The 11824-nt window shown below is 62.8% G+C and carries 11 protein-coding genes; 6 read left to right on the forward strand and 5 right to left on the reverse strand.

Annotation, left to right across the window (positions count from 1 at the left end):
- Nucleotides 1–36: 36 nt before the first annotated feature.
- From IG169_RS07140 to IG169_RS07155, 4 genes are all read left to right on the forward strand, one after another.
- Entirely contained in the window at nt 37–501 is a 465-nt protein-coding gene (locus IG169_RS07140; RefSeq protein ID WP_193175488.1) for a DMP19 family protein, read from the forward strand.
- Nucleotides 502–557: 56 nt separating this feature from the next.
- Entirely contained in the window at nt 558–1235 is a 678-nt protein-coding gene (locus IG169_RS07145; RefSeq protein WP_193175489.1) for a hypothetical protein, read from the forward strand.
- A 138-nt stretch (nt 1236–1373) separates the two neighbouring features.
- Nucleotides 1374–3665 carry an ATP-binding cassette domain-containing protein gene (locus IG169_RS07150; RefSeq protein ID WP_193175490.1) on the forward strand — a complete coding sequence of 764 codons (2292 nt, stop codon included), beginning with the start codon at nt 1374–1376 and terminating at the stop codon, nt 3663–3665.
- A gap of 144 nt (nt 3666–3809) precedes the next feature.
- Nucleotides 3810–4310, forward strand: a complete 501-nt coding sequence (locus IG169_RS07155; RefSeq protein WP_193175491.1) for a lytic transglycosylase domain-containing protein — start codon at nt 3810–3812, stop codon at nt 4308–4310.
- A 3-nt stretch (nt 4311–4313) separates the two neighbouring features.
- Here the strand turns inward: IG169_RS07155 and IG169_RS07160 are convergent, their stop codons facing one another.
- Nucleotides 4314–5690 carry a serine hydrolase domain-containing protein gene (locus IG169_RS07160; protein ID WP_246717199.1) on the reverse strand — a complete coding sequence of 459 codons (1377 nt, stop codon included), beginning with the start codon at nt 5688–5690 and terminating at the stop codon, nt 4314–4316.
- A gap of 202 nt (nt 5691–5892) precedes the next feature.
- Between IG169_RS07160 and IG169_RS07165 the strand changes: the two genes are divergently transcribed.
- A complete protein-coding gene (locus tag IG169_RS07165) occupies nt 5893–6687 on the forward strand; it encodes a GH25 family lysozyme (protein ID WP_193175493.1) in 795 nt (264 codons plus the stop codon).
- A 40-nt stretch (nt 6688–6727) separates the two neighbouring features.
- Nucleotides 6728–7912, forward strand: coding sequence for a lytic murein transglycosylase (locus IG169_RS07170; protein ID WP_193175494.1), 1185 nt, complete (start codon nt 6728–6730; stop codon nt 7910–7912).
- Here the strand turns inward: IG169_RS07170 and IG169_RS07175 are convergent.
- The 4 genes from IG169_RS07175 to IG169_RS07190 form a co-directional block, all read right to left on the reverse strand.
- Nucleotides 7889–8338, reverse strand: a complete 450-nt coding sequence (locus tag IG169_RS07175; RefSeq protein WP_193175495.1) for a DMT family transporter — start codon at nt 8336–8338, stop codon at nt 7889–7891. The two genes, IG169_RS07170 and IG169_RS07175, sit on opposite strands and share 24 nt — an antisense overlap.
- A 94-nt stretch (nt 8339–8432) precedes the next feature.
- Nucleotides 8433–10199 carry a bifunctional helix-turn-helix transcriptional regulator/alpha/beta hydrolase gene (locus IG169_RS07180; RefSeq protein WP_193175496.1) on the reverse strand — a complete coding sequence of 589 codons (1767 nt, stop codon included), beginning with the start codon at nt 10197–10199 and terminating at the stop codon, nt 8433–8435.
- Between the two features lie 111 nt (nt 10200–10310).
- The gene (locus IG169_RS07185) at nt 10311–10556 is read right to left on the reverse strand and encodes a hypothetical protein (RefSeq protein WP_193175497.1); all 246 of its coding nucleotides are present in this window, start codon (nt 10554–10556) and stop codon (nt 10311–10313) included.
- Nucleotides 10557–10641: 85 nt separating this feature from the next.
- Complete coding sequence (locus IG169_RS07190; protein ID WP_210325904.1) at nt 10642–11823, reverse strand: MFS transporter; 1182 nt, start codon at nt 11821–11823, stop codon at nt 10642–10644.
- Between the last annotated feature and the right edge of the window lies 1 nt (nt 11824).

Here is an 11824-nt window from a genome sequence, read left to right on the forward strand (position 1 = left end):
ATAGGTTGCATATGTGACTTATACGCGGAGGCCGACATGTTAATTCGGCTGTTTTTTGCGGTTCTCGCGAGTTTCTCGCCAACTCGAATGGAATCGGCTCAAGAATGGAACGCCTTTCTCGACAGGATCTATTTGGTGCCGCTCGAAGAAGTCGAACCGCGCGATCGCAGTCCGTATCTGGCGTTCTTCTATTTCTCCGAAGTCTACAATGGCGGTCATCTCCAGTACTTCCTCAATAAAACGTACCTCCCGTGGGAAGAGACGGCCGACGCTATCGCTGCGATGGGAGCAATCGACCATGCAGAAATCCTGCGCGAGGCGATCCAGCGTTGGCGAAGCCAGTCGCGTGTGCGGCCAGAAAGCGCGGAGGAATATGTCGAGGGAGCGCTGGAAGCCGAATTCGACGATCTCGATGGGGCGATGTACGATCTCTATCCACCCTTGGAGGAATACGTAGAGAAGGCTGTGGTGCGCGCGGCGAAAGAGCGAGAAAATCGCTAAGCAAATCCCGACTGCTGATGTGGCCCTCCAGAAGGCATACCGCGAGTGTCCTGCACATGAATGCGCCCGGCAAAACAAACGTCAATGCCCTCGCCGCCGCCCTGCTCGACCGGCACGGGACGACCTATGCCGGCGAACTCGGGATCGACCTCGCCGCAAACACGCCGCCGGTCCTGTTCCGCTGGCTGTGCGCGTCGCTGCTGATGAGCGCGCGCATCTCGTCACCGATCGCGCTGAAGGCTGCGCGGGCGCTATCCGGCGCCGGCTGGACCACGGCGCGGAAGATGGCCGGGAGCACATGGGAAGAGCGGGTGAGCGTGCTCAACCGATCGGGTTACGCGCGCTACGACGAAAGCACCGCGCGCATGCTCGGCGACACGGTGCAATTGCTCATCGACGAGTATGGCGGCGACCTGCGCAATTTGCGCGAAAAGGCCGGCCGGGAACCGCAGCAAGAACGGCGATTGCTCATGGCGTTCAAAGGCATCGGCGACGTTGGCGCGGACATCTTCTTTCGCGAGGTTCAGGCCGCGTGGAAGGAACTCTATCCCTTTGCCGACCGGAAAGCGCTTGCCGCCGCATCGAAACTCGGCCTGCCCGACACGGCGAACGGGCTTGCGTCCCTCGTCGCACAGGAGGATTTTCCGCGCCTTGTCGCCGCGCTGGTGCGCACCGAACTGGCGAAGGACCATGACGCGGTGCGCGCAAGCAATGCCGAACTCGGGCCGGCGTGAGGTTCCATCCGCCGGCGCTGTTCCGCCGACCGTGCGCCCGGATCCCCAAAATCTTGACATGCATCAAGACCCTCAGGTTAAAAGCGCAGTACAAATAGGGAACAAACTTTCATTTGAACACCAGAGGATACTGCCCGAATGCCGGAAAACGCGCGCCATCCAGCATCCCAGAGCGGCGATGTGAAAAAGCAAATTCGTGTCAAAGGAGCCCGGGTTCACAACCTAAAGAACATCGATGTCGATATCCCGAAGCACAAGGTTGTCGTCTTCACCGGCGTGTCGGGTTCAGGCAAATCATCGCTGGTCTTCGACACAGTCTACACCGAGGCGCAGCGGCAACTGATCGAAACGTTCAGTGCATTCGCACGACGGCGCCTGCCGAAACTGTCGCGGCCCGATATCGACGAGATCGAGAACATCGCTACAGCGATCGTCATCGACCAGAAAAAGATGGGCGCCAACATGCGCAGCACGGTGGGCACGGCCACCGAAGTTTCCACCTATATGCGTCTGCTTTATTCCCGTGTTGGCGAGCCGCAGATTGGCCCGTCACACTTTTTCGGCTTCAACCATCCGGAAGGCATGTGCCCAGCATGCCGCGGCCTGGGGCGGCGAATTGCTATTGATGCGGAACGCCTGATCGACATGGACAAGTCCCTGCGCGAGGGCGCGATCGGCCATCCGGATTACAAGGTCGGTGGCTGGAACTGGCGCGAGATGATGACGTTCGACTTATTCGACAATGACTTGCCCCTGAGGGACTTCTCCGAGGCCGATTTGCAGCGGCTGCTGTATGTCAAAAGCATCCCGGTGGAAAAGAAGCATGGTGCGGGAACCTATGCCAAGAGCTTCGAAGGCATCATCCGGAAACTGGAGCGTGTCTACCTTGGCAAATCCGATGCAAATCTGAGCAAGGACAGGCAAGCCGCGTATGACAAATATTTCACCATGTCGGACTGCGCCGCCTGCGGCGGCTCGCGACTGAACGAGCGTGCGCGGTCGGTGCTTGTCGGGGCCAAGTCGATCGACCAGCTTGGCGCAATGGAACTGACCGAGTTGATATCATTCCTCAAGGGCATCAGTGCCGATTTGGCTCGTCCGATCACCAACAAGATGTGCGAGACCCTGACCCATTTGATCGACATTGGCGTCGGTTACCTGACCCTGAACCGCGAAGTCGGCACCCTGTCGGGCGGCGAATCCCAGCGGGTCAAGATGGCGCGCCAGCTACAATGTGATCTGGTTGATTTGCTTTATATCATGGATGAGCCTTCCGTCGGGCTGCACCCGCATGACATCTCGCGCCTGATCACCTTGCTATTCGACCTGAAAGGTCGCGGCAACAGCGTGCTGGTGGTGGAACACGATCCCGACATCATCCGCAGGGCCGAATGGATCATCGATATCGGGCCCGAGGCCGGTGTCAACGGCGGCACCCTCGTCTATGCCGGCCCGCCGGAAGGAATTAAAGCATCGGGCAGCGTGACCGGCGCATATCTGGCGCATCATCCGACCTTGTCGCAGCGACACCGCACGGCCACAGGGCACTACGAAATCCGCAATGCCAAGGCCAATAACCTCAAGGATGTCAGCGTGGACATTCCGAAAGGTGTGCTGACCTGTGTCACCGGAGTCGCCGGCAGCGGCAAAAGCAGCCTGATCAACGAGGTCTTCGTTAAAGCGCACCCCGAAGCGATCGTGATCGATCAATCGCCGGTGGCGCGCAGCATTCGATCCACACCGGCGACTTACACGGGCATGTTCGATCATATCCGCAGGGATCTGGCCAAGGCGACGGGCAGCGATCCGGCGCTATTCAGCTACAATTCGAAGGGTGCCTGTCCGAAGTGCAAGGGCAACGGATTCGTCAAGGTCGAGATGAGCTTTCTCGATGACGTGTCGATTACGTGCGATGAATGCGACGGCCAGAAATACCGCGACGAGGTGCTTGCCCTGTCGATGCGCGGCAAGAATATCTTCGAGATCCTGGAGATGAGCGTGACAGCGGCGCTCGACTATTTCGAAAACGATCAGGTCCTGAACCGGCTGCGGCTTCTTGAGGATGTCGGGCTGGGCTATCTGAAAATTGGCCAGCCGCTGTCGACGCTGTCGGGCGGCGAAGCGCAGCGGATCAAGCTGGCGTCCGAGTTGCACAAGAAAGGTGCGCTTTATGTGCTCGACGAACCGACGACCGGATTACACATGGCCGACATCGCGCGGTTCGCGAAAATCATCCAGAAGCTCGTCGACAATCACAACACGGTCGTCGTGATCGAACACAATCTGGATATCATCCGGCAGGCGGACTGGATCATCGACATGGGGCCGGAAGGTGGCAGCAAGGGCGGAGAGGTCTTGTTCGGGGGACCTCCCCGGAAACTGGCCGGGTGCAAGCGCAGTGTCACAGGACGCTATCTGCGGGACGATTGATCGGGCCCCACGGCGCGTAACGCGCGACCGAATAATTATCCGGGGCCCTGTCCGAGCACTGCCCAATTCCGCCGTTTTTGCCCGAGAAAAGCCCGAAAGCCGGTATAACCGCCGGATGACAGACAATCATTGGCACGAGCGGTCATGCGCAGCATTCGAACTGTTTCCGCCCTTTTCGGCGCCTTCGCCCTTGCGGGCGTTTCCGGCTGCACGACCAGCGGCGGGAGCGATACCACGGCCTTTGGGCCGGTGCAGGAAGCACCGGCGGACACGGCTGCCGCCGAGGCGCAGGACCCGATGGACGCGCTGATCTCGCGCTATTCAGACGAATACGACGTGCCCGAAAACCTGGTGCACCGGGTGGTCAAGCGCGAGAGCACCTATAATCCGCAGGCAAAGAATGGCGGCCATTACGGACTGATGCAGATCAAGCCGGAAACGGCGCGCACGATGGGCTATTCGGGCTCGGCGACCGGCCTGTACGACGCCGAGACGAACCTCAAATACGGCGTCAAATATCTGCGCGGCGCGTGGCTTCTCGCTGACGGCAGCGAGGACCGCGCCGTCCGGCTCTATTCCTCGGGCTATTACTACGAGGCCAAGCGGCGCGGCATGCTGGAGGAAACCGGCCTGCGCGCCGACTGACCGCTATTCGTCGAGCGCCGCAATCACCGCCTGCACGAGGTTTTCGACCTTGTAGCCTTCCCGCGACGGGGTCAGGCCGAGGCGGACGACGACCAGGTTTTCCGACGGAACGATCGACACCGACTGGCCGTCATGGCCTTCCATGAAGAAGGCGTCGGCCGGCAATTCGGCTTTCGGGCCCGGCATGTCGGTATTCGGCGGGCTCAGCCAGACATGGCCGCGGCCATAGACGCCGTGCGAGGCGGGATGGGGTTCGGCCATCCAGTCGACGTAACCGACCGGCAACAGCGAACGGCCTTCCCACACGCCGCGCTGGGCCAGGAAATGGCCGAACCGCGCCCAGTCATGCGCGGTCGCGTACATGTAGGACGAGCCGACGAAGGTGTCGCGCGCATCGGCTTCCAGCACCGCCGAATGCATGCCGAGCGGACCGAACAGGGCCTTGCGGGGATATGCCAGCGCCTCGGCGGGATCGGCGAAAGTGTTCTCCCAGACACGCGAGAGCATGACCGTCGTACCGGAGGAGTAGTTGAAAACCTTGCCGATGCTCTCCCCCGTCGGGTCCGCGAGCGGGTTGGAGGCGGCGAAGGACGCCATGTCGGGCTCGAGATAGAGCATGCGCGTGACGTCGGAGACGGAGCCGTATCCCTCGTTCCAGACGAGGTCGCTCGCCATGCCGAGCATGTCGGCGAGCGCGATGTCCGCGCGCTTGTCGGTCCATTCGGGGAGAAGCTTCGTGCGGTCGCGCTCAAGAGCGCCTTCGCGGATCCGCCTTCCAATGATGGCGGAGGTCACGGACTTGGTCATCGACCAGCCGAGAAGCCGGGTTCCGGCATCGAATCCGTCACCATAGCGTTCGGCGACGATCCTGCCGTCCCTGACGACAACGATCGCCCGCATGCCGGGACCGGCCAGCGCCGGATCGTTCAGCGCGGCATCGAGTTCCTCGTTGGTGACCGGCACGACGTCTTCTCCGGCGGGCCAGAGCCCCTCACCCGGCGCGACGACTTCTTCCGGCTTCGGCGTCGGCTGGGCACGGACGGCATCGATGTCGCCATCGGGCACGGTCGCGCAGCCGAGGCCCTCGCGATAGACCGCGACGCCCTTGCCGAACAGGCCGAACAGGCCGGCGCGCACAACGCCGGTCGCGCGGTCGACGGAGACATTCATGTAGCGCAGCAGCCAGTGTCCCGGCGCCTGGACATCGACCCGGAGCACTTCCCGCGGATCGCGAGCCGTCAGGAAGGCGTTGGAGCAGACGATCTTCGCGGAATATCCCGACCCGACCCGGATCAGGTCCGGCGGCGCGACATAGAGCCATACGGCAAGGCCGATCACCGCAGCCACAACAAGCACCAGAAGCACCTTCAACGCACGCATGACGCTCCTCCCTGTCTTCCACGTCAGGTTGCGAGCTAGGCGCGCGGCGGAGCCGGCGTCAACCGTTTCGCCCGCCGGCATGCGAAATGTCGCAGGAACCAGCCATCGAAGCGTCACAATTGATCACGATTTGTCACGCCGATAACATCGCGTTAAAACATATTCGCGTTAGGTATTCGTGGGGCAACAAGGGGACGAATCAGTGCTTTCGCACGTCTTTCGAATATTTATCCTCCTTTGCGCGGTCGCCGTCGCGGGCTGCACAAATGTCTCCTACGACTTTACGGAATCGGTGCTGCCGCTGGCCGCTCCGCGGTTTGCCGACAGCGACCCGGTCGACAGGTTCGAGGGCGGCGCGCCGCATGGCTATTCCGTGCACGGTATCGACGTGTCCAAATACCAGGGCCCCATCGACTGGAAGGCGGCAAGACGCTCCGGCGTGACCTTCGCCTATGTCAAGGCCACCGAGGGCGGCGACCGCGTCGACGACCGGTTCCAGGACTACTGGCGCAGCGCGAAAGCCGCCGGCATGCATCGCGGCGCCTATCATTTCTACTATTTCTGCCGCCCGGCGATCGAGCAGGCGCGCTGGTTCATCCGCAACGTCCCGCGCGAGGCGGGCGCGCTGCCGCCGGCGCTCGACATGGAGTGGAACCCGGCTTCGCCGACCTGCAAGGACCGTCCGTCGCCCGAAAAGGTGCGCTCGGAGATGAAAATATTCCTCGATACGCTGGAGCGCCACTACGGCACCCGTCCGGTGATCTACACGACCCCGGATTTCTACGAGGACAACATCGCCGGCCATTTCAGGGGCGAGACTTTCTGGCTGCGCACCGTCAAGGCGCATCCGCGGGTCGCCTATCCCGGCCGCAACTGGGTGTTCTGGCAATATACCGGGACCGGCGTCGTTCCCGGCGTTCCCGGCGACACCGACATCAACGTCTTCGCGGGCAGCAAATCCGACTGGCAGGAATGGATTTCCGCCAACCGGGTCTGACCGCCATCTTTCCCCAATTCGCCGGAGGAGCATTCAGACCATGAAGACCCATGCCCGCATCGCCATGGCCATCGTCGCGCTTGGCGCAACCGCCCTGCCCGCAGCGGTGCAGGCAAATGCGCCGTGCGGCGGCGATTTTTCGGCATGGCGCAAGGGCATGGTCGCGGAAGCGCGCGCGGCCGGCATCGGCGAGAAAGGCTTGCAGGCGCTCGCCTCGGGACAGATCGACCCGAGCGTGCTGAGGCGCGACCGCGCGCAGGGCGTCTTCACGCTCGATTTCGTGACCTTCGCCCGGCGGCTGATCTCGCAGAACCGCATGGATATTGGCCGCTCGAAACTGAAGACATATGCCGCCACCTTCAAGCGCGCGAAGGCCGAATACGGCGTGGCGCCGGAGGTGATTACCGCCTTCTGGGGGCTGGAGACCGATTTCGGCGGCTACCAGGGCGATTTCAACACGCTGAACGCGATCACGACGCTGGCGCATGACTGCCGCCGACCCGAACTCTTCCGGCCGCAATTGCTGGCGCTCGCCCGGCTGATCGATCTCGGCGTCGTGCCGCGCGACATCACCGGCGCCTGGGCGGGCGAGATCGGACAGGTGCAGGTGCTGCCGGAGGACTATCTGACGAAGGGCCGCGACGGCGACGGCGACGGGCGAATCTCGCTAAAGACGTCCGCCCCCGACGCGATCATGACGGCGGCCAATTTCCTGCAGTCGCTCGGCTGGCGGGCGAACGAACCGTGGCTGATCGAGGTGAGCGTGCCGGCCGAAATGGACTGGTACGATTCCGGCATTCACAGGGAACTGCCGGCTTCGGAATGGCAGAAGCGCGGCGTGCGGGCCCGCAACGGCTCGCTGCCGGCCAGCGACGGCGTCCACCTGCTCTTGCCGATGGGACGCAAGGGCCCCGCCTTCCTCGCCTATCCGAATTTCCGCGTCTTCCTCGAATGGAACCAGTCGCTGACCTATGTCACGACGGCGGCCTATTTCGCCACGCGGCTCGGCGGCGCGCCGATCTTCGATCCGGGCAATCCGGAGCCCGGCCTCGACCAGCCGCAGACGAAGGCGCTGCAGAAGAAGCTGGCCGCAAAGGGCTACGATGTCGGCAAGATCGACGGCATTCTCGGCGCGGGCACGCGCGACGCGGTGCGCAGCGAGCAGAAACGGCTCGGCCTGCCCGCCGACGGCTGGCCGACGTCACGCCTTCTTAACGCCCTTTGATGCCGAGGCGCGGCATGGGGCATTGAGCCGCGCCTCGGCAAGCACCTTCCCGGCCGGCGCATTCACCATAGCGCGGGCGGCACTCGATGTAGCGCTCCGCCCGTCGCGGACGGACAGAAGCGCAATTCCGGCGAATACGAGGAAGACCGCGAAAAGATCGCGCACTCCGTACCGCTCTTCGAGCAGGAATATCGCGCAGACCAGCGTCAGAACGAATTCCAGCGCGAGGATGATGATGAAAGTCCGCGCCATTTCGGCGGTCTTCATCGCCTCGATTTCAAACACCGCGGCGAGCAACAATGCGCCGCCGCAGGCTGGCAGAACCAGCAACAGGGACTGACCGCCCCAGTATTTCATCACAAATGTCGCCACCATATAGAAAGCGGCGGAAATAAAGGCACAGGCGAGCGTCATACCGCCAAGCATAAGATGTCTCCGAGTGCCCCTGCCGAAAATAGGACGAGAACAAACAGCCCGGCATCACCCAACGGGGTGATGGACATCGTTTCGTGTACGGGACTCAGTCGAGGAAGGTTTCCGCCAAATCGAGAATCCGCGGCCAGTCCTTGAAAAAGATGAGTTGACCGGCGTTCGAATCCTCGTGGAAGACGATGTTCGGAAACTCGATCCGCATCTCGCCGATCGTCTCCATCGGCATCTGCGGATCCTGGTGGCCCTGCCATATGTGGATCGGGACATCGCAGGCACGGACGATATCCCGCCAGTCGGACTGCTGGATGATCGTCTCGTTGGCAAAGGAATCATGCGCGGAATGCCAGTCGGAAAGACAGACTTCGGAACCGTGCACCATGGCTTCCATGACCTCCGGATCCTCGAATGTCTGGACGTCGGCGGGCGATGCGCCATAGACCGCGTGCACGAAGCCGCGCTTGCCGATACGGCGAGCCAGCGAAAAACCCGCCTTGACCATGAAAGGCAGCATGGCCGGCGCATATCGGGCATTGGCCATGATGAAGCGGTGCCATTTATGCATCCGTTCGTACTGAGCGCGCTTGAAAAGCGGCAGGCCGGCACTGCAGTTTATGATCGCCGCCAGCCGGCCCGGATGCATCCGGACGAGATGATAGGCGAAGAAGGAGTCATTGGAGAGCGCGATTACCGGGCAGCGCTCTATGCCATAGTGATCGAGCAATGCGACGATATCAGACACGACCGCCGTGACGAGGTGCGCGCGGTCACGGACCTGGCTGGAGTGTCCAAAGCCGGGCCTTATGGGCACGATGACCTTGAGGCCGCGCCGCTCTGCCGCTTCCTCGGCGGACGCAGGCCAACGGATCAGCCCGTAATCCTGCGGGAAATAAAGCACCGGCCGGCCGGCCTCATCGCCTATGACGATATGATCGGCCCTCCGCCCGTCGGGGCGCTGCATCGAGCGAAACGGCCGGTGGCGAAGCGGGGCACCGCCGCGCAGTGTCTTCAACGATGCCTTGCGCTCGGTGACAGCAACGACATCCATCAGGCCAAGCGTGACACGCACCAGCTCAGCCTGCGCGCGCGTCTCGGTCTTGGCGAGGATCGAGCGGATCTGGCTCTTGACGGTTTCGCGCGACCGGCCGCGCATGGCCGCGATCTCGGCGATGCCGGCGCCTTCGACAAGGGCGCGCAGCACCTCGACCTCGGCCTCGGTGAGCCCGAAAGCCTCGCGAACCGTGGCCGAAAGCCCGTCAGGCCACGCCATCTCGCTGGTGACCGCCAGGACCTGGGCTTCGTCACCGACTTCCTGCTCGATCGGCGTCAGGCGCACCACGATCGGCCGGCCCGTCGTCGTCAACCGGAACCGCGCAAAGGAGCTTCCCCTCGCCTGCGGATCGGAGACGCGAGCCACCTCCCGCTTCAGGTGGGCAGCATCGTCGGAGTCGATCGGAAGCGAGGATAAGGGCTGCCCCGGAAACGTCTCGAAGACCGATTCCGCCGCCACGTTCACTGCGCTGACGACGCCTGCCCCGGATACGGTGAATGCCGCTGTCCGCTCGAACGAGGAGACGATGTTTTCCAGAATCTTGTCCGGCGAATGCCGGTCGAGATGGTCGAGTACCGAGGTGGCGCGCGCCATGTGGCTTTCCAGCTCGGCATCGCGCATCAACAGTTGCTGGTCTTCGCCAGGCATGCCCTTCAGGCCGCGCGCCGGCCCGAGCCGGTCTTCCCATATGTCGAGCAGGTCCTCGTAGCGCTCCGGATCGATGGCGACCTGATAAATACGGTCTATTATTTCAAGCTTGTCGCTCTGTTCGACGCCTTTGGCCGCTCTTTCCGGGCTATACTCCATACGACGAACTTCTCTCGCGCCTATACGACATGCTTCTCTACGGAAGTTGCGGTGGATTTTATCAAAAAGTCAAATCCGACAGCCGGCGCGAGACGCGATTTCGCACAATTTTCACATGCGGTCGAAATCGTCCTTGTTGGTCGGCATCAGCATCACCGCCGTTGCGAGATAGGCGAACCCGAAGGTGATGCCAAAGGTCAGGGCCAACATGGCGACCGCGGCGACCTTGTGCTGCGTGTGCTCGATCAGCACGCCAAGATTGCCTATGTTGAAATGCACCACGCCGGCCGCAACCAGCCAGCCAATGGCGATACCGGTCAAGCTGTTGATCAAGACGAAGCGAACGAGTTTCGGCATGGCGGAAATCCTGCATCTGACACGCGCAAATCTATGACTTCACCGGCTGCCTTCAATGGGACAAGTTGAAGCGTTTTGGCAGTTCCTAATCCATCGCCTTCAGACGCATCATGGCAACGATGCCGAATGCCGGGCCGAGGGCGAGAACGGCAAGCACCGCCGGCCAGCCCCACCAGGCGGCGAACATCGGCGTCACCTGGACCGTGACGAAGGTCAACGCAAAACCGAGCGCGGTCTGCAGTGTCATGAGACTACCTGCCTGGTCGGGAGGCGCATTGTCGGCGACGAGAGCGGAAAACTGCGCCGAATCCGGGCTGATCGAGGCGCCCCAGAGCAAGACGATCGCAAAGGTGATCCAGACCGGCCCGCCGAAGGTCAGCGCCGTCAGGACGGCACAGGTACCGCTCACCGCCATGGCATAGAGCGCGACATCCGCCTTGCCGATCCGGTCGGCGCTCTTGCCGGCAAGGACGCTCATGACTGCGCCGGACGCGATGGCGCAGAAGGCGGTGATCGAGGCGAGTCGGACGGCGTCGTTTTCGGCGAGGCTGGCGCGATAGGAGACGGCGGAGGCGACCGCGACCCACGCCCACATGGAATAGAGTTCCCACATGTGACCGAGATAGCCCGCATAAGCGAGACGCACGCGCCGGTTGGTCCAGGCCGTCAACACGACGCGAGGATCGAAACGTACCGCCTGGGCGTGGTGGGGACCGAGCGACACGATCTGGCTGATCAGCCCGCCGGCAACCGCCGCGGCCGATGCAAGCGTCACCGTGAAGCGCCAGTCGCCGGTTCCGGTTAGCGCGAATATGTGCGGCAAGGCCGAGCCGAGGATCAGCGAGCCGACGAGCGCGCCGACGAGGAACCCCCTGTCGCGCTGGCCCCAGCCGACCGCGATCTTCATCCCGACCGGGTAGACCCCGGCCAGCAAGGCGCCGGTCAGAAATCGCGCCAGGATGGCGGCCCCGCTTCCGGGCACCGAGACGAGCAGCGTCAGGTTGACCGCGCCGGCAAGGATCGCGGCAGAACCCAGGACGCGGCGCGGATCGAAGCGGTCGGGGACACCGAGTACGGCGGAGACGAGCGCGCCGGCGACGAAACCCGCCTGAACGCCGCTCGAAAGCGCGGCCTGCCGGAACGGCGACATGGCGCTCTCCGCCAGCATGCCCGGAAGGATCGCGGCCGACACGAACCACAGCGACATGGCGAAGCATTCCGCAACCAGCAGAACGGCCAGCGAGAGGCCCTTGCCCGGCGCACTCACA

Source organism: Oricola nitratireducens (assembly GCF_014904745.1).
Classification (GTDB): Bacteria; Pseudomonadota; Alphaproteobacteria; order Rhizobiales; family Rhizobiaceae; genus Oricola; species Oricola nitratireducens.